Below are 21,406 nucleotides of genomic sequence, written 5' to 3'. Positions count from 1 at the left end.
GGCTTGCCGCTGTGATATCCGCCATCCGATGTTCGAAGACGGGTTGCCAAGCAGCGTGTGGCCGGTGTATCGTGTGCGCTGCTAACGCGGGGGTCCTGCGTCGCACGGAGGTTGGAGGTCCGTGCTGCGCGGGTGAGAAATACCCTTTGAACCTGATCTGGATAATGCCAGCGCAGGGAAGCGTGCGGAATTCGCACTCCAGCTCCATGGCCTCATCTCTCGCGATTTCCGACAACTTCCGTCTCGTCTCCTGCTTAGCCGCCCCACATAGCTTTGCTCAGGAGATACTGCATGAACGCCAACCCGAAGTTCCTTTCCGCCGACGCTCACGTCGATGAAGCCGCCGTCGCGCCGCTGCCGAATTCCCGCAAGGTCTACGTGACCGGCTCGCGTGCCGATATCCGCGTGCCGATGCGCGAAATCTCGCAGGCGGACACGCCTGACAGTTTCGGCGGCGAAAAGAATCCGCCGGTCTATGTCTACGACACGTCGGGCCCGTACTCGGACCCGGAAGCCAAAATCGATATCCGCGCCGGTCTGCCGGCACTGCGTCAGGCGTGGATCGAAGAGCGCGGCGACACCGAAGCGCTGACGGGTCTGTCGAGCGACTTCAGCCGCGAGCGCGCCGCCGACACGGCGACCGCCGAGTTGCGCTTCCAGGGCCTGCACCGCACGCCGCGCCGCGCGATCGCCGGCAAGAATGTGTCGCAGATGCACTATGCAAAAAAAGGCATCATCACGCCGGAAATGGAGTACATCGCGATTCGTGAGAACCAGCGCCGCGCCGAGTATCTGGAAAGCCTCAAGACGAGCGGCCCGAACGGCGAAAAGCTCGCCGCGATGATGGGCCGCCAGCATCCTGGGCAGGCGTTCGGCGCGAGCGCGTTCGGTCCGAATGGCCTCACCGAAATCACGCCGGAATTCGTGCGCGAAGAAGTGGCGCGCGGCCGCGCGATCATCCCGAACAACATCAATCACCCGGAAAGCGAGCCGATGATCATCGGCCGCAACTTCCTCGTGAAGGTGAATGCCAACATCGGCAACTCGGCGGTGACGTCCTCGATCGGCGAGGAAGTCGACAAGATGACGTGGGCGATCCGCTGGGGCGGCGACACGGTGATGGATCTGTCCACCGGCAAGCACATTCACGAAACGCGCGAGTGGATCATCCGCAATTCGCCGGTGCCGATCGGCACGGTGCCGATCTACCAGGCGCTGGAAAAGGTCAACGGCAAGGCCGAAGACCTGACGTGGGAAATCTTCCGCGACACGCTCATCGAGCAGGCTGAGCAGGGCGTCGACTACTTCACGATTCACGCGGGCGTGCGTCTGCAATACGTGCCGCTCACGGCCAAGCGCATGACCGGCATCGTCTCGCGCGGCGGCTCGATCATGGCCAAGTGGTGTCTCGCTCACCACAAGGAAAGCTTCCTGTACGAGCATTTCGAAGACATCTGCGAAATCATGAAGGCGTATGACGTGGCCTTCTCGCTCGGCGACGGCCTGCGTCCCGGCTCGATCTACGACGCCAACGACGAAGCGCAGCTCGGCGAATTGAAGACGCTCGGCGAACTCACGCAGATCGCGTGGAAGCACGACGTACAGACCATGATCGAAGGCCCCGGCCATGTGCCGATGCAACTCATCAAGGAAAACATGGACCTGCAACTGGAATGGTGCGACGAAGCGCCGTTCTACACGCTCGGACCGCTGACCACCGACATCGCGCCGGGTTACGACCATATCACCTCGGGCATTGGCGCTGCGATGATCGGCTGGTTCGGCACGGCCATGCTCTGCTACGTGACGCCGAAGGAACACCTGGGCTTGCCGAACAAGGACGACGTCAAGACCGGCATCATCACCTACAAGCTCGCCGCGCATGCCGCCGATCTGGCGAAGGGCCACCCGGGCGCGCAGGTGCGTGACAACGCGCTCTCCAAGGCGCGCTTCGAATTCCGTTGGGAGGACCAGTTCAACCTCGGCCTCGATCCGGACAAGGCGCGCGAATTCCACGACGAAACGCTGCCGAAGGATTCGGCCAAGGTCGCGCATTTCTGCTCGATGTGCGGCCCGCACTTCTGCTCGATGAAAATCACGCAGGACGTCCGCGAGTTCGCCGCGCAACAGGGCGTCACCGACGACGAAGCGTTGAAGAAAGGCATGGAGGTGAAGTCGATCGAGTTCATGAAGAAAGGCGCTGAGATTTATCAGCGGCAGTAAGGTTCGCACGCGGGTCGCGTGTTTTCGCGGTGCAGTCCAAGCCGCCACTCGATCCGCCAATCTCTGCATTGCAGCACCGAATCCCGCCACTGGCGGGCTTTTCCGTTTACGGCTTCCGGGCACGCCACGTGCTGCAGGGAGGGAAACATTTGATTACGAAACCGACAGTTCGTTGACAAGCGCAAACATCTGGATACGGGCTGCGGCGATAACATCAAATGCAAGGAAGGTGACGTTCCAACTACAACTACCGGAGTCAGCATCATGAAATCGATTCGTCAAATCGGCACGCTCGCGGCCATCGTGGCAGTCGTGGTGAGTCTTTCCGCGTGTGAAGGCATGAGCCGGCAAGGCCGCGATACGGCTATCGGCGCGGGCTTGGGCGGCGCCGCGGGCGCGGCGATCGGCGGCAATGCGCTGTCTACGATCGGTGGCGCAGCGGCGGGTGGCATTATCGGCAATCAGGTCGGGAAGTAAGCGGACGGCAGGTCGTAGCGCGATCCATCACATGACACGCACGAGGGGCGAGCGAAGCTCGACCCTCGGCGAGTTGGACACATCGCTCATAAGCGCAACGCGCGACATGCGTTTTATGCTCGGGTTCATGCGGGTCGTGAATGGCGCTGCAATGGGGTGAAATAAGCCGTTACTGTTTTGCAATCCGGTCGGCGTCGCAGCAGCGTAAGCTGGTACCGTGACGCCCCCAATGGCGGCGTTCGATTCAACCAGGAGCGCGTCATGAAGTCCCGCCTCATCAATACGGTGTGTGCGATCGGCCAGCGGTTGCCGCTGCGCTTTTCCCGTTCCTCCTTTCCTCGACTCTCATACACCGGCATGGCGCTTGGCGGCATGGCCTGCGCCCTCACCCTGTCCGGTTGCTACTACCCATACGGTTATTATCCGGCCGGCTATTACCCGTATTACGGCGCCGTGCCCGCGGCGGGTACGCAGCAGGCCGTGCCGATGGGCCAGGACGCTTCATACCCCGCGCAGCAGCAACAGGCTCAGGGTGGTCAGCAGAGCCCGCCTCCCACTTACGCGGTTGCTGCCCCGCCCGTGTATGTGGCGCCCGCGCCTGCCTATCCGGTCTACTATCCGCCGCCGGTCTATCCGGCTTATTACGGCTATCCAGGCTGGTATGGTCCCTCGGTTTCGATCGGCTTCGGCTTCGGTGGCTACTGGGGTGGCCACGGTGGAGGCGGCGGACACGGCCATGGCCACGGGCACTGACGCGTGCCGGCGCGTTTCGACTCATTGATGGTCTTGCCGTGAACTGCACGGCAGACCCTGCAGCACGCCGCCCCGCCGCGCTTCGCGCGTGCTGCCTCACGCAAGCGCAACGCGGGTTCCCAGTCCTCGTCCGCTTCGCCCGCAGTTTCTTCTTGACGCCGCCCGACTGGGTTCTATGCTTGGGAAAGCCCCACACAGTACCTGTTTAAAAAAGCGATCCGGCCCGGCCCGCACGTGCCGCCGACGCCCATCCGTCCTGCCAGAGCGACGCGTCCGATAAAAATAAGTGCCGCGTCGATTTCGAACAACAACGAAGGAGACGCGATGTTCCATCAACTACTCACCCCTGTCGGCAATTCGCTATTGCCATCGTTTCTGGTCGCGGCCTTACCGATCATCGTCGTGCTGCTCCTGCTCGGCTGGGCGCGGCGGCCGGCGTGGCAGGCGTCGCTCGCGGGCCTGATTGTCGGCTTGATCGTGGCGATCCTTGTCTGGCAGTTTCCGGTGGGACTCGCGGTCGATTCGGTCGTGGCCGGCGCCGTATTCGCATGCTGGCCGGTCATGTGGATCGTGTTCGCGGCGATCCTGCTGTACAACATCTCGCAGCGCTCAGGGCGCTTCGCGGCCTTTCGCATGTGGATGATCGACAATCTGCCGAACGACCGGCGCGTGGTGCTGGTGGTGATCGGGTTTTCGTTCGGCGCGCTGCTCGAAGGGATCTCCGGCTTCGGCACGCCGGTCGCCATCACCAGTTCGTTGCTGATTCTGCTCGGCTTTCCCACGCTGGAAGCGCTCACCTTCACGCTGATCTTCAATACCGCACCGGTCGCCTTCGGCGCGCTCGGCGTGCCGATCACCGTGCTCGGCGCGGTCACGCACCTGCCGGCCGATTCGCTCGCCAAGATGGTCGGCCGCCAGTTGCCGTTCTTCGCCTTTCTGCTGCCCTTCTATGTGATCAGCGTCTATGCGGGCTTTCGCAATATGCTGAAAGTGTGGCCGGTGCTGCTGGTATCGGGCGCGAGCTTCGCGCTGACGCAGTTCGTCGCCTCGAACTACGTGAACTACAGCCTGACCGACGTGTTGTCGTCGATGGTTTCGCTCATTCTGACGATCGCCTTCCTGCGCGTCTGGCGGCCCGCGGTTGACCCGAAATTCGCGGTCAACATCGACCGTGTCGGCGAGGTGCGCGGCAAGATCGGCGGCGGCCAGGGCTGGTATCCGTGGATCATCGTGTCGGTCGTGGTGATCGTCTGGACGGTGGCGAAAATCTTCCTGATCGGCGACGTCAAGGTGCCGTGGCCGGGGCTCGACAAGGCCGTCTTCATCACGCTGTACAACACGCCGTACGGCGCGGTATGGGACTTCCAGCCGCTCGCGACCGGCACCGCGATTCTCGTTGCCGCGCTCATCACCACTTTCGTGGTCGGCCTGAGCGCGCGCGAGTTTGGCGCGGCCATCGCCGACACGTGGGGGCAGACGCGCATCGCCATCCTGACAGTAGCGACCATCGTCGGTCTCGCGTATCTGATGAACTACTCGGGGCTCACTTACACGCTCGGGCTGGGCGTCGCCTCGGTCGGACCGTTCTTTCCGCTGGTGTCGGCGTTCCTTGGCTGGGTCGCCGTGTTCCTGTCCGGCAGCGATACGTCGGGCAACGCCCTGTTCGGTAATCTGCAGGTGGTGGCGGCCAACCAGTTGAATCTCAACCCGATCCTGATGGCAGCGACGAATTCGTCGGGCGGCGTGATGGGCAAGATGATCTCGCCGCAAAACATCTCGACCGGCGTGGCCACCACCGAGCTTAAAGGCAAGGAAGGCGTGGTGTTCGCCAAGACGTTCAAGCATTCGATTCTGTTGACGGTGCTGCTCGGCGTGCTGGTCTGGCTGCAGCAGAATTTCCTGCAGTGGATGATTCCGCACTGAGGGGGTGGCGCTCGTTCCGGCGGGATTGCGTACCGAGGGCGTGGCGCTCTCGTACCGGCGAAATTCCGTACCGAGAGCCTGGCGCTCGTACCGGCGGGATTCCGTACCGAGAGCGTGGCGCTCGTACCGGCGGGATTCCGTACCGAGAGCGTGGCGCTCGTACCGAGGGAATTCTGTACTGAGGGCGTTGCTTACGGTGGGCACGACGCGCTCGGAAGACTACGCACTGAGACGGGTTTCGCCAAGTCGCGCCGGGTCGCGTCTGGTCGGGTCAAGCAGCTGGCCCGGCACAACCGATCCGCGCTTGCGCCTCATTCACACCGTCCCGCCAGCGAGCCATCGACCGCAAAATAATTCACGACGCTCAAGCAGACACCATATCCTGCCTCAGCCCCACCCCTCCATCACACCGTCGTGATCGCAATTTTTCTCACATCAGCGTGAGAATTGCTCGTTTTGCGCACACCGCCGCTACACTTACGATCACGACTATCAGACGCCTTTTATCTCCCGGATCTTGCCGTTTCATTCCAGCCTGAAACGTTTCGCACGATTGCGCTGCTACGATGCGCGGGCGTCTCGACTCAACCGCGCGAGGCGCCATCCCGATGAATGCCAAAAACCTGCTGCAACTACTGATCCTCGCCGCCCTGTGGGGCGCGTCGTTCCTGTTTATCCGCGTCGGCGTCACCGACTTCGGCGTCGCACCGTTGATGGCGCTGCGCGTCGGCATCGGCGCGGCGTTTCTCGCCGTCGTGCTGATCGCGCGACGCCCGCTACGCCAATCCGCGACCATCCTGCGCACGCGCGCCTTCCCGCTGCTGGTGGTCGGCATCCTGAATTCGGCGGCGCCCTTCTGCCTGTTCGCCTACGCCGAGTTGACGCTGTCGGCGGGAGTCACCTCCGTGATCAATGCGAGCACGCCGCTCTGGGGCGCGCTGGTCGGCTTTCTCTGGCTGCGTGACCGGCTGAGCGCGCTGCGCACGCTCGGGTTGGTGATCGGCTTTCTCGGCGTATTGATGCTGGTATGGGATCAGATCGCCGCGCCGAACGGTACGGCCGCGACCCCGCTCAGCACCGCGCTCGCGGCCGCCGCGGCACTCGGCGCCACGCTGCTGTATGGCGTCGCCGCCAACTACACGAAGCGCCACCTGACCGGCGTCGACGCGCTCACCGTCGCGACCGGCACCATGACCGGCGCCACGATCGTGCTGCTGCCGCTCGCCGTGATCTACTGGCCGGCGGCGCCGGTCTCGCTCCACGCGTGGGGTGCGGTGATCGCGCTCGGCGTCGCGTGTACGGGCGTGGCGTATATGTTGTTCTTCCATCTGATCGCGGTGGTCGGACCGGCGCGCGCGATTACGGTGACCTTCGTGATTCCGATCTTCGGCATTCTGTGGGGCGCGCTGTTTCTCGGCGAAAGCGTGTCGCCCGGCATGCTCGAAGGTTGCGGCGTGATCCTGGTCGGCACCGCGCTGGCCACGGGCGTTATCAAGCGTCTGCCGTGGATCGGAACGCGCCGCGCCGACACCTGACATCCGCTTCGTTGCGCGCGACGCTCTCCGGCGTCGCCGACCCGCGCATTCTTCCCGCAGCCCCGCCATCCCGCCGCCGCGACGACTCCCAAGCGCAAAAAAATAGCCCGCACTCCACGGGAGTGCGGGCGAAACCGTCGCCCTACGAGGATAGGCGACGGGGCCACCGAGGCCGCGCGTCATCGCGCAGGCCATCATCGGGCTAGGCATCGGTTCGTCGGCCGATGCTGGAATGGTCAGAATTCCTTGATTGATTCGTTCGCTGGACGACTCGCCGCAAACCCATGTGGGGCAAGCCAATCCGGTTTCACGCCCTGTTAAAAGCAGCTTGTGTGCCAGCTTGCCAAGCGACTGCAGCCAGTCACCGCAAACGGTTGATTCTTATCGAATTTATTCGCGGCGGAGAGTTGACAGGGCGCGACGGAAAGAAGGTTTGGAAAGTTACGTCACCGGCGTAACGTCACGTTACATGCGGCCGCACGAGGTGCCGCCGCATGATCCCCGCCGTGGACAGCGGGACGCGCTTCAGAGCGGTTCAAAGGATCCGCCACTTTGAACGCCGCGCCGCCGTCTGGCGGACCCGCAGGCCGGTTGGCCGCTGCGACTCCCTCGGGCCCAAGGCTGCGCCGCACACGAGCGCCAGGACGAGCAAGCTCGCCGCCCACATCCAGTAAGGCATCACGTCGAACATGGCCAACTCCCATTGAGTTCCGGTTCGTACCGGTATCCTGGAAGCAAAGCAAAACACATGCGCGCGTTGGGCGATCGCTGTCGAGCCGCGGGTTGCGCGCGGGATGCCTAATATCCGGCCGTAAAAAAACCCGCCCGGGTCGACCCCGGGCGGGTTTCATACAGCATTCCAACTTGCTGAGTCTTAGTGCAACTGGTCGACCATCAGACTCATGATCTGTTTGGCTTGCGGGCTTTCATCGATCGAGCCCTTGTCGTCGACGACGGCCACGCGCGTCTGGTTAGGCGTCACCGCGCGCACGTTCACCAGATACTGCTTGGCGACTTTTTCCTTCTTGCCGTGGAACACCTGGCTCCAGAAGCCCTGCTCGGCCGACGTCATATCCTTCGGATCGACGTAGCGCACGAAGTACAGGCCACGAGTCAGATCGCGGTCGTCGACCGTGAAGTTGCTGCGGTCGAGCGCGAGGCCCACGCGCAACCAGGCACGGTCATACGGCTCGCCGAGCGTGAGTTCCGTGGAGGACAACTGCGCCGAGGTATTGTTCGCCGAATCCGCATCCGGCAAAGGCTGCTGCGCGGACAGCGCGACGTTTTGCGCCGCCGTGGCCGCAGCCGCCGACTTCGCACCCGCCGTGGCCGCGTTAGGCGCGGTTTGCGCACCGGCCGGCGACAGGTCGGCGCTTTGCGTGCCGCCCGACTTCGTGCGCGAATCGGCCAGCGCGAGCGCTGCCTGAAGGCGCTTCAGGTACTCCTGTTCGAGGCCCGGATCGTTCGGCTTCGGCACCCAGGTGCTCGAATCGTTATTCGTGCCGGTGAGCGCCTCACGCATGCCCTTCTGGCTGATGAACACGTAAGTGCCGCCGTTGGGCGCCGCTTCGAGACGCGTGCGGTACTTGTTGCGCTCCGAAGTCACATAGCTGTTGCCCATGGCCTTGGACAGCGTGTTGCGAATCAGGCCGTCGTTGATCTGCGCGTGGGTTTCGTTCCAGTCGGTTTCCATCACGCCCTTGTCGCGCTGGTCGACCACCAGCAGGAAACCCTGCTCCTGCCAGAAGCGGCGGATTTGCGCCCATGCCTGCTCGGGCGCCTTGTTGTCGATGACGAGCCAGCTTTCCGTGCCGTCGCGCTGGATATGCATGCCGGCGACGGGCGGCACCACCACGACGGAATTGGCCGACGGCGCCTGGGCCTGGACCTGCTTGAGCGTGGACAACGAGGTTTCGCCGCCCTGCGGGGGCAACGAACGCTGATCGGCCGTCTCATCAATCATGTTCGGCGGTACGGCAAGTGACACCTGCTTCGATTTCGAGTCGCTCTTGTAGTCGATTTTGGTCGGCGACGAAGTACTGCAGCCGGCGACCAGACCGCCTGCCATCAGCATTACTGCAAACCGCTTGGTAAGACGAAGATCAGTCATGTTCGGGGAATCCTTCCGCTACGCCACGGCAAGTTTCCGTGGATCAACCCGACATTTTACCGATCCCGGCGGACTGTGTGCAAAAAGCCGGGTTTGCCTGTGAATTGAGCAGCGCGCGCCGCGCGTGAAACCGCCCTGGATCGACGCGCGTAGAGAATACGCCACCTGCTCGCCTGGTGAGTTTTCACTGCTTGCGAGAGCGTGGTTTTCGCACAGGAAAGCGGCTCGCAACGCGGCGGATTTAACAATCGCCCACATTTCCCAAGCGCCTGTCAGATACACCCTACTTACTCGTCAGAACATTGATTCGACGGCCTTTTCCGAGACCGTCGCACGATCAATTTTGAGACCTCAAAAATCGTCGAGTAGCGCTTCTGGTAACGGTCACAAAACCCCGGTGATATCTTGAAATGGACATCTCAAAAAGCCTTCGAGAGCGCCGACCAGGAGACCGATCGTCATGCCATTGCCCACTTTCACACCCAGCCTCGCCGTTTGCGCACTGGCGGCTGTCATGTCGTACCTCAGCGCCGACGCACGCGCCCAATTGGGCGGCGCCATGCCGGCTCAAGCGGATTCGAACGCGAGCGCGCCGCGCCCCTTGTTGAATGGCGCACTGCGCATGCGCACGCTGACCGACGCGGGCAACACGACCATCAACGAATACGCCACGAACACCGGCCAGATCATCGCCTACGCGTGGCAGGGCCCAACCATGCCCGACCTGCGCGCACTGCTCGGAAAGTACGCCGACTCGTATCGCGCGGGCGCGCAAGCGGCGCCCGCAGACGCCAATCTGCACGTCTCGCGCGTGGCACGGCCGGACGTGGTCGTGGAATCCGGCGGACCGATGCGCGGCTACGTGGGACGGGCATGGCTGCCCGCCGCGCTGCCGCCAGGCGTCACCGCCGACGATTTCCAGTGACGCAACGCATCAGGACTCCGCTTCCACCCATGCTCCCGACGCCATGCAACCCGCCCTTCGCCTATACGCCCTGCTCCTCGTCTGCGCCGCCTTCTCGGGGTGCGGCGGCGGTGGCGGCAGCACGCCGGCCACGACTTCCCCGACCGGCGCCGCCGCTCCGGCCAGCGGCCCGAGTGCCGCCAGCGCGCCGTCGGCCGCCGCGCCGCCCGCCACGTCGAGTTCCGGCACGAGCGGCTCCGTGCCACAGTCGAATACGCCGAACGTCCAGCCGATCATGGTCACGAGCGCGCCAGGTCTGACCCGCAACATGCTGACGACGAGCGTCACCGTCTGCCAGCCGGGCACCAGCAACTGCGCGACGATCGACGATGTTCAGGTCGACACCGGTTCGCACGGCTTGCGGATTCTCGCGTCGGCGCTGCCGGCGAGCCTGCCGCTCGCGGCAATCGCATCGGGCGCCGGGATCGCAGGCGAGTGCGCGGTGTTCGGCGGCGGTTACACGTGGGGCGCGGTGCGCAGCGCGGACGTGCGCATGGCCGGCCAGCTGGCCGCGTCGATCCCGATCCAAACGATCGCCGACCCGGCGCTGCCCGCCGTCCCCGCCGACTGCGCCGGCTCCGGCCGGGCCATGCAGACGGTGGCGGGCCTGCGCTCGAACGGCATTCTCGGCGTGGGCCTGTTCGCGGCCGACTGCGGCAGCGGCTGTGTGAATGCAGCGCTGCCGCGCTGGTACTACAGCTGCAATACTGGCGGTACGGGCAATGCGGGCGAAGCGTGCCAGCCGAGTACTCAGGCGCTCGCGCAGCAGGTGACCAATCCGGTCAGCCGCTTCGCGCTCGACAACAACGGCGTGGTGATCGACCTGCCGGCTATCGCCGACGCCGGCGCGGCCAGCGTATCGGGTTCGATGATCTTCGGCATCGGCACGCAGGCGAATAACGCGCTCGGCGGCGCCAGCGTCCTCAAGGCGAACAGCGTGACGGGCTACGTCGTCACCACGAGCGGCGGGCAGACTTTTTCGCAAAGCTATCTCGATAGCGGCTCGAATGGGCTCTTCTTCCGCAATACGCAGTTGCCGCAGTGCGGTTTCTGGTACTGCCCGTCTTCGGTACAGGCCGCGAGCGCCGCGATCACGGGTACGGATGGCGCGTCGAGCACGGTGTCGTTTGCGATCGGCAATGCGAGCGCGCTGTTCGCGTCGGCGAATAACGCGTTCAATAACCTCGCCGGCGTGGCCAGCAGCGGCTTCGGCTGGGGCCTGCCGTTCTTCTTCGGGCGACGCGTCTTTACGGCGATCGCCTCGCGCGAGACGTCAGCGGGCCCGGGTCCTTATTATGCGTTCTGAGCTTCCGAACAGGCGGCTTCTTTCGGCGCAGAAAATTCCCAAATTCGTCGACCGGACAGATTTGATATCCATTGGCTGCGATAATTCTCGCATCCGGCTAACTCGCTTCCAATTAGTTAGTCATGCAAATTCTTGAATTGTCGGCAGATGGAAGAACCCACTTTTTCGCTCGATCACTTCGAGCAGCTTGTTTATACGCAACAGCACGTCAAGGCTGCGATCCAGTTCATTGCCGCGCTAGCGCTACTTCAGCAGAAGCGCGGCAAGCTGGACGGCAGCTTTCTTGCCTCGGGCATCGCCGATCTGCCGCCTGACGAGCAACGCCAGCGCTTCTGCACACGCCTCGCGAGCGCGGCTTCAACCCTGTTCGCCGACCCGGCGCTCAAGCTTCCGCACGAGTGCTTCAGGCTGCTGCTGACATTGCACGAATGGGTCGGACTGGTCTTCTCCTCCACCCCATTCGGCAACGCGGACCACGTGGCCCGCAACCTGAATCCGCGTGGTCCGGATAACGCCCAGTTTCTGCCCGGCGACAGCTTCGCCGAGAAACTTTGCGTGCTCTATTCAACGGAATCCGAATTCGAACTCGACTTCGCCGCGCTGTGGGCGTACAACAAATCCCTCGCCGCCTGTCTCGCCCTCGTGTTGCTTGCGCCGGTCTTCAAGGGCTCGGCGAGCGCGCATATCAAACGCGAGGCGCTGATGGAATGGCTGCCCGGCAAACTGCAGCAGATCGACGACCTCGACGACCTGCCCACCGCCCTGCTGCATAACGCGTATATGTTCTGCAGCTACGCGGACACGCCACGGCGCCATGAGATCAAACGCGACATCAACGCACTGGTGCGCCGCAAGTTGGCTCAATTGGGACTGACCGACCTTCCCGCGTCGCAGCTGGCCCGAGCGAAAAACCGCAAACAACGCGGCAAAAAGCCGCTCATGGTCGTCGTACTCGAGTGGTTCGGCGGCGCCCATTCGATCTATCGCACGCACTCGCGCACGCTCGAAGCCGCGCGCGAGCATTTCGAGGTGGTGGCCTTCAGCTTCGGCTATGCCATCGACGACATTGGGCGCGCGGTGTTCGACCGTTTCATCGAACTGGAAGAGCCCGAATATCTTGGCGAATGTCTGAAAACGATTCGCGACTTTGCCGAGGCGCAACAGCCCGACGTGCTCTATATGCCGAGTGTCGGCATGTTCGCGCTGACCGTGTTCATGTCGAACCTGCGCATCGCGCCGCTGCAGATCGCCGGGCTCGGCCACCCGGCCACGACTCACTCCGACAAGATCGACTATGTCAGCGTCGAGGAAGATTATGTCGGCGATCCCGCCTGCTTCAGTGAGCGTCTGCTGAAACTGCCGAAAGACGGGCAGCCGTACCGGCCGTCGGTAGCGCTGCCGGACATCGTCGCCGAGATGCCGCCCTCGCGCGAAACGCTGGAGGTCGTCATTACGGCCAGCGCCATGAAGCTCAATCCCGGCTTTCTCGAAGCGTGCCGCGAGATCGGCGCGCGCGCCGCGACGCCAGTCGAGTTTCACTTCATGAGCGGCGTGCCCGCCGGTTTGCCGCTCGAGCGTATGCGCGAAGTGATCCGCGAGGCGCTGCCGCGCGCGGTCGTCCACGGCTTTCACGATTACGCGGACTACCTGGCCCGCGTCAATCGCTCCGACCTTTTTCTCAGCCCGTTTCCGTTCGGCAATACCAACGGTATTGTCGACGCGCTCACGCTGGGTTTGCCCGGCGTCTGCAAACGCGGGCCGGAAGTGTTCGAGCGGATCGACGGCGCGCTGTTCGAACGCGTGGGTATGCCGTCGTGGACTACGGCAGAGAGCGTGGAGGATTACATTGCCGCCGCCGTGCGGCTGATCGACGCGCATGGCGAGCGCGCCGCCTTGCGGCAGCGGCTGATCGACACACGGGCGGTAGATCGATGCTTTGACGGGCGGCCGCAGGCGTTCGCTGAAAGCGTGCTGCGGCTGGTGCGGGATAAGCAGCGCCACCGCGAGGAGGCGATGGCTTGAGGTTTGTCGTGACTTGCGGCGCGTTGTAGTTTGAGGGTTGCCTTCGGCTTGAGGCCTGCCTTTGGTTTGATGCCTGCTTTTGGCTTGAGACCTGCCTTTGGCTTGAGACCTGCCTTTGGCTTGAGACCTGCCTTTGGCTTGAGACCTGCCTTTGGCTTGAAGCTCGCCGGAGCTTGAGGCTCGCCGTAGCTAGATGTTTGTCGAAACTCGCGGAGCGTTGCAGCTTGACGCGCTATTCGGTCGCGTTTGCGGGCGGGGTCACGAGATTGGCCGGTGCGAGCCAGTTGAATGCGTTCAGCGTTGGCCCGTGGAACGTGCATTCGGCGGCGGCTGGCGTGACGATCTTCTGCGGTTTGGCAGGTTTGAGCGAGACTGCTTCGGTCGCCGAAGCAGTTGATGCACCTGATGCACCAACAGACACCGCCGACGCCGCGTGCGCGCCCGACGCGCTCAACGGCGCCGTTGCTGTTGCCGCCGAAGCCGAAGCCACCACATGCTCGATCGATCCCTCGACCACCACCCGCGAGCCGTAAATGCCTGCGCCCGCATGGCCGATTTTCAGCGTATCCGTCGAGGTGTCCGCCAGCTTGCTTCGCATCAACTGCTCGCATGCGTCCGTGTTCTTGTAGACGGTCGTACAGGCCGCCAGCAGCGCAGCAGCGGTCGTGACGCAGGCGATAGAGAGAATCCGAATCTTCATTGATGTTCCGTTTTTCAAGCCGTCGGCAATTGTAGCTTACGACTCACTTGACCTGCACCCGCTCTACGCGCCGTATGCGATCTCATTGAACGCTCGTTGCGTGCCGGCCGCTTCTGACGATGGACCCTTTCACCGCCTACCCGGCACGGGTATGCCGCAGTGACCGCTCGACCGCATGACCACTTGACCGCAACAGTTCGCACCGGCATCGTGTCAACCGGCCGCAACTCATCGACGCGCCGCCAACTTCCCGACCGGGCCTCGCGACGAACCTCGCTTCGCCTTACAGCCTTTATTACAGCCTTTATCACTGAGTACCGACCCGCTTTCCTGCATGTTCAGCCTTGCCCTGCTCGCCGTCGCGGGTTACACCGCCACCAACATCGACAACCTATTCGTGCTGCTCGCGTTCCTGGCGGAAGCCGGCAGCGAGCGGCGGCGCGTGATCGCCGGGCAGTATGCCGGTTCGCTGGTCTTGATCGTGGGGTCGATACTGCTCGCCGGATTGCTAAAGCACTTGCCGGCTGGATATGTCGGTTTGCTCGGCATTCTGCCGATTGGCGTGGGGTTCGCCAAAGCGTGGGAGCGCTTTGGCCCCGGTAACGCGCAGGAGGATGAGGCGGTACGTGCCGACGGCCAGTCGACCGCATCGCGCGGCTCATCCTGGTGGGTGGTAGCCTGCGTAGCCATCGCCAACGGTTCCGACAACCTCGCCGTCTATGTGCCGTTGTATGCCAGTCACTCACACAACGAGGGCGCGTTCATCTCGCTGGTCTTTATCGTGATGATCGGACTCTGGTGCGCCGGCGCGGTGTGGCTCGTGAAACATCCATTGCTCGGTGCGCCAATCCGTCGCTACGGCACCGCGCTCTTACCGCTGATCCTGGTGATCATCGGCGGCTCGGTGATCGCGCAAAACGATACGCTGCGGATCATGTTCGGAGTCTGGGCAAAGCTTCATTGACTAATGGCAATCTGCCCGCAGGCAAGCAGGAAAGCAAATCGCCGAATAAAACGGCATGGTCCGTGCAGGGATGCGCGCGTTCTATCCAGCGCACGATACGGCACGGCCTTCGTTCTCGCGACCGCTCAATTCGACGGCGCTTGCGGTTGCACATACGTGCGCACGCCGGCCAGCGGTGAACCATAGCCGCCGGAATTCGTGTGATTCGGTAAGCCGTTGACCAGTTGCGCGCGCGGGTCGGTCGGATTCAGGTTCATTTCCCCAGCCTGCTGATTGCCGTGCGTTGGATATTCGCTGCCTCGCGCGGCATTCGGCATCAAACGCGTGCTGTTTTGCGGTGCGTTCATGTCGTCCTGCGGGCTCAGTCCCTGCGCCCCCGCCTGCGCGGCGATCGCGCAGGCGGCTGTGCACAGTAAAGCCCGACCTACCCGCAACATCGTCGATGCTTGTTTCATACCTGCCTCCGGCCAATGAAAATGAAGTGAATCAAGTCGCGCTCGATATACACCAGGCCTGCGCGCGACGGCAAACGCTGATTACCCGTTCATCACGCTATTTATACGCGCCACCCCGCGCTTCGGATTCGGCAATCGTGGCGCGAGCGACGGCAAACAGGGAAACCGGCGGCCACGGTCTTTTATTCCGCTCCGCGGCGGCGGCCACCGTCTCTTTTTCCCGCCGCCGCGGCCCCTGTCTTTTTTCTCCCGCCGCAGCGCCGGCCACGCAAATCCAGCAAGCGCCTATCCTTATGACGATTGCCGATTTCCCTCGAAGGCCGATCGAACCCGATAATGGATGCCATGAACCCTCGCCCCGATCTCCCAGCCCGCGCGTTGCGCACCACGCTCGCGGCGTTCAGTGCGGCGCTTCTCGTTGCCGCCTGCGCCAATCCGTCAGCCTCGACTTCCCCCTCCGCGTCGGCCAGTCCCGCGCTGCTCGACGCGGCCATTGCCGGACCACAGCGCGGCGACAAGGCCCGTGCGCGCGATATTTACCGCCATCCGAAAGAGACGCTGCAATTCTTCGAACTCGCGCCGTCGCAAAGCGTGCTGGAGATCGAGCCGGGCGGCGGCTGGTACACGGATATCCTCGCGCCCTACCTGCACGACCACGGCAAGCTCTACGAAGCGCAGTACGACGGCCCGCTGAACACGCCGTCGGCGGAGGCACAGGCGAGCCGGGCTGCGTTCGCGCGCAAGCTGGCGGCCACGCCCAACGTCTACGGGAAGGTCGTGGTCGGCACGTTGCACGCCGGCCAGTTCAACGGTTTTCCGGCCGATGCCAGCGTCGACGAGGTGCTGACCTTCCGCAATATCCACAACTGGATCAAGGACGGCCAGATCGACGCGAACCTGCGCGCCTTTTATGCCGCGCTCAAGCCGGGCGGCGTGCTCGGCGTCGAGGAACACCGCGCGGCGCCGGGCACTTCGCTGCAGCAGACCATCGAAACCGGCTACGTGACCGAAGACTACGTGATCGAACACGCGCGCGCGGCCGGCTTCGAGCTGGCCGGCAAGAGCGAGGTGAACAGCAACCCGCGCGACACCAGGAATTACCCCAACGGCGTCTGGTCGCTGCCGCCGACCTTCGAAGGCGGCGACGTCGACCGGGCGAAATACGCGGCCATCGGCGAATCGGATCGCATGACCTTGCGCTTCGTGAAACCGGCCCACTAACCTCGCGCCGCCCGGGACGGCGCTTGACGCCGTCCCAATAATATGTTCCTATTGCGCCCTATGTACCGCGCCCAGACCATCCTATCGCTACTACTAGCCCCCTCTACCGGGCTAGGTCTGCTGCTGCGCGCTTCCATCTGATATACCCGAAGCACCGCTCAATTCCCCAGTAACTGACCCAGCCCCGGTTTCCGACCGGCGCCCAGTTATGTCTTTTCGTCGTCCGGTCGACTCCCAGCTATCTGGTCTCACCCACGGACGATGAAAATGTTGAAGAACCCTGCTACCAAATACCGCGCGTTCAAGCCCATCAACTTGACGGATCGCCAGTGGCCGTCGCGCACGATCACGCATCCGCCGATCTGGATGAGCACCGACCTGCGCGACGGCAACCAGTCGCTGTTCGAGCCGATGGATGCACAGCGCAAGATGCGCATGTTCAAGACGCTGGTGCAGATCGGCTTCAAGGAAATCGAAGTCGCGTTTCCGTCCGCGTCGCAGACCGACTTCAATTTCGTGCGCGAGTTGATCGAAGGCGGCCATATCCCCGACGACGTCACGATCGAAGTGTTGACCCAAGCCCGCGACGACCTGATCGAACGCACTTTCGAGTCCTTGCGTGGCGTGCCGCGCGCCATCGTCCACCTGTACAACGCGACCGCGCCGGAATTCCGCAAGATCGTCTTCAATCTGGAAAAGAGCGGCGTGAAAGAACTGGCGCAAAACGCGGCCCGCACGATGAAGCGCATTGCCGCCACCATGCCGGAAACACAGTTCACGTTCCAGTACAGCCCGGAAGTGTTCAGCGGCACCGAGATCGAATTCGCCAAGGAAGTCTGCGACGCCGTGTTCGACATCTGGGAACCGACGCCGGAACACAAGGCGATCGTCAACTTGCCGGCCACCGTTGAAATGTCCACGCCGAACATCTACGCGGACCAGATCGAGTGGATGCACCGCAATCTCAAGCGCCGCGATTCGCTCTTCATCTCCGTGCATCCGCATAACGATCGCGGCACTGCCGTGGCCGCAGCCGAACTCGCTGTGATGGCCGGCGCGGATCGTATTGAAGGCTGTTTGTTCGGCAATGGCGAGCGCACCGGCAACGTCGATCTCGTCACGCTCGCGTTGAATCTGTACACGCAGGGCGTCGATCCCGGCCTCGACTTCTCGAACATCAACGAAGTCGCGCGTACCGCGGAAGAATGCACGCAATTGCCAATCCATCCGCGTCACCCGTATGTCGGCGATCTGGTGTTTACGGCCTTCTCGGGTTCGCATCAGGATGCGATCAAGAAGGGCTTCGCGGTGCAGAAACCGGACGCGGTCTGGGAAGTGCCCTATATGCCAATCGATCCGGCCGACCTCGGCCGCACGTACGATTCGGTGATTCGCGTGAACAGCCAGTCGGGCAAAGGCGGCATTGCCTATCTGCTCGAACAGGGCTATGGCGTGGTGTTGCCGCGCCGTCTGCAAGTGGACTTCAGCTCGGCCGTGCAGCGCTTCACCGACGACAGCGGCCAGGAAGTCACGTCCGCGCAGATCTGGGAATTGTTCCAGCAGGAGTACGTGCAGAACACCGCGCCGATTCATTACGTCGGCCATAGCCTGTCCGAGCGCGAGGGACGTGAGCACATCAAACTCACGGTCGACATCAACGGTACGCGACGGGTGCTGACCGGCGCAGGCAATGGCCCGCTCGACGCCTTGATGCACGCGATCGGCGTGCCGGTGCGCATTCAACATTACGAAGAGCGCGCGTTGACTCAAGGCGCCGATGCACGCGCGGTGGCGGTGGCCGAAATGGCCGGCGCCGATGTGACCGGCAGCGCGTTCGGCGTCGGCATCGATGCGAATCTGGTGACGGCGTCCATTCGCGCGGTGATCAGCGGCGTGAATCGCGCTTATGCCCGTGTCAATGCGCAGGCGAAGGAACGTTTCTTCGACGCCGCGATGAGCGATGCCACGGAAAGCGTGGGCGTTTAAGGTTTGATGTGCGTGGCTAAGCGGTTGTAGCCGTGATGTTAAAAGGGGGCGTTTCGACGCCCCCTTTTCTTTTGGGTTGTTGGAATGACGCGTTGGTGCGTTGGCGCGTGAGGCATGGCGCTGCGCCGCTGAACAACACCGCTCACCTGCTACTGACGCCTTCCACTACCCTCAGGTGGACCCGCTCGATGCAGTCCACTCGTCCGGCAGACTATGGGTCAGCGTCGACACGAAACGCTCGGTCTCCGGCGCACGCGGTTGCATGAAGATTTCACGCGACGGACCGGCCTCCACCACCACGCCGTTGTTCAGAAACACCACGTCGCGCGCGATCGTTGCGGCGAGCCGCAAGTCGTGCGTGGCCATCAGCATCGTCATGCCTTCGGTGGCGAGTTGCTTGAGCACCTCCACGACTTCCGCGGCAAGACCGGGGTCGAGCGCCGAGGTCGGCTCGTCGCACAGCAATACTTCCGGCGAAGGCGCCAATGCCCGCGCAATCGCCACACGCTGCTGCTGACCGCCCGAAAGCGTCGAAGGCCACGCATCCGCCTTGTGCGCGATGCCGACCTTCTCCAGCAATTCGTCGGCGCGAATCCGGGCCCTTTCTTTATCCCACTTCTGCACGGTGAGCAAACCTTCCATCACGTTCTGACGCACCGTCAGATGCGGAAACAACTGGAAGTTCTGAAAGACCATGCCGGTGCGGCGGCGAATCGTCAGCACCGCTTCACGCGAGGGTTTGTGGTCGCGACTGAATTCCAGCCGCTGGTCGCCGAGTTCGAGCGAACCGGACTCGGGAATCTCGAGCAGATTCACGCAACGCAGCAGCGTGCTTTTGCCGCTGCCTGAAGGACCGATCAATGCGGTGACATTACCCGAAGCGAGTTGCAGATCGACCGAGTTCAGCACTCGTTGCCCGCCGAAGTACTTGTCGATTTTTTCCAGTCGGATCATCAGTTGCCTGCATGGAAAAGTGCGTGGCGGCCGAATTTGCGCTCGAGCCTGACTTGCGCCGACGACAACACCGAACTGAAGACCAGATAAACCAATGCCGCCTCGGTATAAAGAATCAGCGGCTCGTAAGTGACCGACGCGATCCGCTGTGCCGCCTGAAACACCTCGGGCACGGTCAGCACCGCGGCGAGCGACGTGTCCTTCACCAACGCGATGAACGAATTGGACAGCGGCGGCAGCGCAACGCGCGCCGCCTGCGGCAGGATCGCGCGACGCAAGGCCTGTTCGCGCGTCATACCCATCGAATACGCCGCTTCCCACTGCCCTTTCGGAATCGACTCGATCACGCCGCGTATCACTTCGGAGTTATACGCGCCGACATTCAGCGAAAACCCGATGATCGCCGCCGTCAAGGGATCGAGCACGATGCCTACGTTCGGCAATCCATAGAAGATCACGAAAAGTTGCACGAGCAACGGTGAGCCGCGAAACAGCCACACGTAGAAACGCACGATCGCCACGGCCCACTTCGGTCCGAACAGGCGGACCAGCGCGACGATGAACGCGAGCGCCAGCCCGATGGCGAACGAGACCAGCGTGAGCGGCACGGTAAACACGAGCCCCGCATACAGCAGGGGCCACAGCGACTGCGCCATCAGATGCAACCATGCCGGCATGATTCAGACTCGCGGAAGGCGTTTACTGGGAGACGTCTTTGCCGAAATACTTCTGCGAGATTTTCGCGTAGGTGCCGTCTTTCTTGATGTCGGCGAGCGCCTTGTTGATCGCGGCCTGCAATTCGGGGCTGCCCTTGCGGATCAATACAGCGGACTTGTCGCTGCTGTCGCTCGACGTATCGAGCGCGGCGATCTTCACCTTCGCGTCCGGCTTGTGCTTCTTGAAGTCGAGGAACGACAGCGAGTCGTTGACAGTGGCATCCACACGGCCCGAGGTCAGCAGATCGATCGACTCATTGAAGCCTTGCACGGGAATCACTTCCGCGCCGTGCGCGGCCGCGATCTTGCCGAAGTTGCTGGTCAGCGTGTTCGCCGACTTCTTGCCTTTCAGGTCGTCGAAATTCTTGATCGTGGTGTTGTTCGACTGCACGATCAAGGCTGCGTGCGATGTGATGTACGGGTCGGAGAAATCGTATTTGACCTTGCGCGCGTCGGTGACGGCCACTTCATTGATCACCGCATCGTAGCGGTTCACGTCGAGACCCGCGATCAGACCGTCCCATTTGCCTTCCACGAATTGCGGCTTGACGCCGAGACGCTGCGCGATCGCGGTGCCGATTTCAACGTCGAAGCCGGTCAGCTTGCCCGACTCGTCGTGATAGGTGAACGGCGCATAGGTGCCTTCAGTGCCGATCCGGAACACGCCGGCCGATTTGATCTGCGCGAGTTCATCGGCGGCGAATGCGGAGCTCACGGCCACAGCCTGGAACAACGCGATCAGCAGAATGGAACGAATCGATTTCATCAGGCGGCTCCGTCAAATATGCCACGTCGGTGGCTTGGTCTTGTGTTGGACAATCCTCACCGGCGCTTGCGCCCGGCTGAGTGGGCGGACTGTAGCAAATGGCCTGGGTTTTTACAAAGGATCAGGTTTTCGATCCATATGCGCTTGCGTGCTAAGCGAGCAGCCATGACCTCCACTAAGACGTGGATTCCCACTCTACAGCAGATAGAACAGACGCGGCATGCATCGCAACATGGAACCCATGTCGCGCGCCATCGGGGAAAACGCGAGAGGGGGCACGGCCGCGGCGAACGCGCGGCATGAAAAAACGGGCGGCGCCGCATTCGATGCC

At 62.8% G+C, this 21,406-nt stretch carries 18 protein-coding genes and 1 riboswitch; of the genes, 11 read left to right on the top strand and 7 right to left on the bottom strand.

Annotated features, from left to right (window positions below):
- Positions 1–78 precede the first annotated feature (78 nt).
- Positions 79–197, top strand: a riboswitch (TPP riboswitch).
- Between the two features lie 94 nt (positions 198–291).
- The 5 genes from thiC to BLW71_RS01805 all read left to right on the top strand — a co-directional run bounded on the left by thiC (position 292) and on the right by BLW71_RS01805 (position 6,911).
- Positions 292–2,223: a phosphomethylpyrimidine synthase ThiC gene (gene thiC, locus BLW71_RS01825; RefSeq protein WP_091792783.1), complete on the top strand. Its 1,932-nt coding sequence runs from the start codon at positions 292–294 to the stop codon at positions 2,221–2,223.
- A 264-nt stretch (positions 2,224–2,487) separates the two neighbouring features.
- On the top strand, positions 2,488–2,700 hold the full coding sequence (locus BLW71_RS01820; RefSeq protein WP_091792782.1) for a YMGG-like glycine zipper-containing protein: 213 nt from the start codon (positions 2,488–2,490) through the stop codon (positions 2,698–2,700).
- A 261-nt stretch (positions 2,701–2,961) separates the two neighbouring features.
- Complete coding sequence (locus tag BLW71_RS01815) at positions 2,962–3,453, top strand: hypothetical protein (protein WP_091792781.1); 492 nt, start codon at positions 2,962–2,964, stop codon at positions 3,451–3,453.
- A 324-nt stretch (positions 3,454–3,777) separates the two neighbouring features.
- Positions 3,778–5,376: an L-lactate permease gene (locus BLW71_RS01810; RefSeq protein ID WP_091792780.1), complete on the top strand. Its 1,599-nt coding sequence runs from the start codon at positions 3,778–3,780 to the stop codon at positions 5,374–5,376.
- Positions 5,377–5,984: 608 nt separating this feature from the next.
- A complete protein-coding gene (locus tag BLW71_RS01805) occupies positions 5,985–6,911 on the top strand; it encodes a DMT family transporter (RefSeq protein WP_091800251.1) in 927 nt (308 codons plus the stop codon).
- Between the two features lie 874 nt (positions 6,912–7,785).
- On the opposite strand, the gene bamC is transcribed toward BLW71_RS01805, so the two are convergent.
- On the bottom strand, positions 7,786–9,021 hold the full coding sequence (gene bamC, locus BLW71_RS01800) for an NlpB/DapX family lipoprotein (protein WP_091792779.1): 1,236 nt from the start codon (positions 9,019–9,021) through the stop codon (positions 7,786–7,788).
- A 514-nt stretch (positions 9,022–9,535) separates the two neighbouring features.
- Between bamC and BLW71_RS01795 the strand changes: the two genes are divergently transcribed.
- Positions 9,536–9,946, top strand: a complete 411-nt coding sequence (locus tag BLW71_RS01795; protein WP_286162032.1) for a DUF2844 domain-containing protein — start codon at positions 9,536–9,538, stop codon at positions 9,944–9,946.
- A gap of 9 nt (positions 9,947–9,955) precedes the next feature.
- Here BLW71_RS01795 and BLW71_RS42070 read toward each other — a convergent pair whose 3' ends face one another.
- Positions 9,956–10,255 carry a hypothetical protein gene (locus BLW71_RS42070; RefSeq protein ID WP_286162063.1) on the bottom strand — a complete coding sequence of 100 codons (300 nt, stop codon included), beginning with the start codon at positions 10,253–10,255 and terminating at the stop codon, positions 9,956–9,958.
- On the opposite strand from BLW71_RS42070, the gene BLW71_RS01790 reads away from it, so the two are divergent.
- Both BLW71_RS01790 and BLW71_RS01785 read left to right on the top strand, forming a co-directional pair.
- The gene (locus BLW71_RS01790) at positions 10,221–11,291 is read left to right on the top strand and encodes a DUF3443 domain-containing protein (RefSeq protein ID WP_286161913.1); all 1,071 of its coding nucleotides are present in this window, start codon (positions 10,221–10,223) and stop codon (positions 11,289–11,291) included. The two genes, BLW71_RS42070 and BLW71_RS01790, sit on opposite strands and share 35 nt — an antisense overlap.
- Positions 11,292–11,438: 147 nt before the next feature.
- On the top strand, positions 11,439–13,313 hold the full coding sequence (locus BLW71_RS01785) for a glycosyl transferase family 1 (protein WP_091792776.1): 1,875 nt from the start codon (positions 11,439–11,441) through the stop codon (positions 13,311–13,313).
- A 232-nt stretch (positions 13,314–13,545) separates the two neighbouring features.
- Here BLW71_RS01785 and BLW71_RS01780 read toward each other — a convergent pair whose 3' ends face one another.
- Positions 13,546–14,013 (bottom strand): hypothetical protein, encoded by a 468-nt coding sequence (locus BLW71_RS01780; RefSeq protein ID WP_091792775.1) that lies wholly within the window; start codon positions 14,011–14,013, stop codon positions 13,546–13,548.
- A 334-nt stretch (positions 14,014–14,347) separates the two neighbouring features.
- Between BLW71_RS01780 and BLW71_RS01775 the strand changes: the two genes are divergently transcribed.
- Entirely contained in the window at positions 14,348–14,977 is a 630-nt protein-coding gene (locus BLW71_RS01775; protein WP_091792774.1) for a cadmium resistance transporter, read from the top strand.
- 125 nt (positions 14,978–15,102) lie between these two features.
- Here the strand turns inward: BLW71_RS01775 and BLW71_RS01770 are convergent, their stop codons facing one another.
- A complete protein-coding gene (locus BLW71_RS01770) occupies positions 15,103–15,432 on the bottom strand; it encodes a hypothetical protein (protein WP_091792773.1) in 330 nt (109 codons plus the stop codon).
- A 336-nt stretch (positions 15,433–15,768) separates the two neighbouring features.
- Here BLW71_RS01770 and BLW71_RS01765 point away from each other — a divergent pair, with 336 nt between their 5' ends.
- Both BLW71_RS01765 and leuA read left to right on the top strand, forming a co-directional pair.
- The gene (locus BLW71_RS01765; RefSeq protein ID WP_091792772.1) at positions 15,769–16,653 is read left to right on the top strand and encodes a class I SAM-dependent methyltransferase; all 885 of its coding nucleotides are present in this window, start codon (positions 15,769–15,771) and stop codon (positions 16,651–16,653) included.
- Between the two features lie 267 nt (positions 16,654–16,920).
- Positions 16,921–18,639: a 2-isopropylmalate synthase gene (gene leuA / locus BLW71_RS01760; RefSeq protein WP_091792771.1), complete on the top strand. Its 1,719-nt coding sequence runs from the start codon at positions 16,921–16,923 to the stop codon at positions 18,637–18,639.
- A gap of 171 nt (positions 18,640–18,810) precedes the next feature.
- Here leuA and BLW71_RS01755 read toward each other — a convergent pair whose 3' ends face one another.
- The 3 genes from BLW71_RS01755 to BLW71_RS01745 are packed head-to-tail and all read right to left on the bottom strand — an operon-like array spanning position 18,811 to position 21,075.
- The gene (locus BLW71_RS01755) at positions 18,811–19,593 is read right to left on the bottom strand and encodes an amino acid ABC transporter ATP-binding protein (protein ID WP_091792770.1); all 783 of its coding nucleotides are present in this window, start codon (positions 19,591–19,593) and stop codon (positions 18,811–18,813) included.
- Complete coding sequence (locus tag BLW71_RS01750) at positions 19,593–20,270, bottom strand: amino acid ABC transporter permease (RefSeq protein WP_091792769.1); 678 nt, start codon at positions 20,268–20,270, stop codon at positions 19,593–19,595. The genes BLW71_RS01755 and BLW71_RS01750 overlap by 1 nt, the downstream gene beginning before the upstream one ends.
- Before the next feature lie 22 nt (positions 20,271–20,292).
- Entirely contained in the window at positions 20,293–21,075 is a 783-nt protein-coding gene (locus tag BLW71_RS01745) for an amino acid ABC transporter substrate-binding protein (protein ID WP_091792768.1), read from the bottom strand.
- Positions 21,076–21,406 lie beyond the last annotated feature (331 nt).

This window comes from Burkholderia sp. WP9, assembly GCF_900104795.1.
In the GTDB taxonomy this organism is placed as follows: domain Bacteria; phylum Pseudomonadota; class Gammaproteobacteria; order Burkholderiales; family Burkholderiaceae; genus Paraburkholderia.
Note: the sequence above shows the minus strand (reverse complement) of the source record. Positions and strands in the feature narration are given on the sequence as shown.

Bases quoted from the DNA above. Each gene is read 5' to 3' on its own strand.
- thiC (WP_091792783.1), top strand. From the start codon at position 292: ATGAACGCCAACCCGAAGTTCCTTTCCGCCGACGCTCACGTCGATGAA.
- BLW71_RS01820 (WP_091792782.1), top strand. From the start codon at position 2,488: ATGAAATCGATTCGTCAAATCGGCACGCTCGCGGCCATCGTGGCAGTC.
- BLW71_RS01815 (WP_091792781.1), top strand. From the start codon at position 2,962: ATGAAGTCCCGCCTCATCAATACGGTGTGTGCGATCGGCCAGCGGTTG.
- BLW71_RS01810 (WP_091792780.1), top strand. From the start codon at position 3,778: ATGTTCCATCAACTACTCACCCCTGTCGGCAATTCGCTATTGCCATCG.
- BLW71_RS01805 (WP_091800251.1), top strand. From the start codon at position 5,985: ATGAATGCCAAAAACCTGCTGCAACTACTGATCCTCGCCGCCCTGTGG.
- bamC (WP_091792779.1), bottom strand. From the start codon at position 9,021: ATGACTGATCTTCGTCTTACCAAGCGGTTTGCAGTAATGCTGATGGCA.
- BLW71_RS01795 (WP_286162032.1), top strand. From the start codon at position 9,536: ATGTCGTACCTCAGCGCCGACGCACGCGCCCAATTGGGCGGCGCCATG.
- BLW71_RS01790 (WP_286161913.1), top strand. From the start codon at position 10,221: ATGGTCACGAGCGCGCCAGGTCTGACCCGCAACATGCTGACGACGAGC.
- BLW71_RS42070 (WP_286162063.1), bottom strand. From the start codon at position 10,255: ATGTTGCGGGTCAGACCTGGCGCGCTCGTGACCATGATCGGCTGGACG.
- BLW71_RS01785 (WP_091792776.1), top strand. From the start codon at position 11,439: ATGGAAGAACCCACTTTTTCGCTCGATCACTTCGAGCAGCTTGTTTAT.
- BLW71_RS01780 (WP_091792775.1), bottom strand. From the start codon at position 14,013: ATGAAGATTCGGATTCTCTCTATCGCCTGCGTCACGACCGCTGCTGCG.
- BLW71_RS01775 (WP_091792774.1), top strand. From the start codon at position 14,348: ATGTTCAGCCTTGCCCTGCTCGCCGTCGCGGGTTACACCGCCACCAAC.
- BLW71_RS01770 (WP_091792773.1), bottom strand. From the start codon at position 15,432: ATGAAACAAGCATCGACGATGTTGCGGGTAGGTCGGGCTTTACTGTGC.
- BLW71_RS01765 (WP_091792772.1), top strand. From the start codon at position 15,769: ATGGATGCCATGAACCCTCGCCCCGATCTCCCAGCCCGCGCGTTGCGC.
- leuA (WP_091792771.1), top strand. From the start codon at position 16,921: ATGTTGAAGAACCCTGCTACCAAATACCGCGCGTTCAAGCCCATCAAC.
- BLW71_RS01755 (WP_091792770.1), bottom strand. From the start codon at position 19,593: ATGATCCGACTGGAAAAAATCGACAAGTACTTCGGCGGGCAACGAGTG.
- BLW71_RS01750 (WP_091792769.1), bottom strand. From the start codon at position 20,270: ATGCCGGCATGGTTGCATCTGATGGCGCAGTCGCTGTGGCCCCTGCTG.
- BLW71_RS01745 (WP_091792768.1), bottom strand. From the start codon at position 21,075: ATGAAATCGATTCGTTCCATTCTGCTGATCGCGTTGTTCCAGGCTGTG.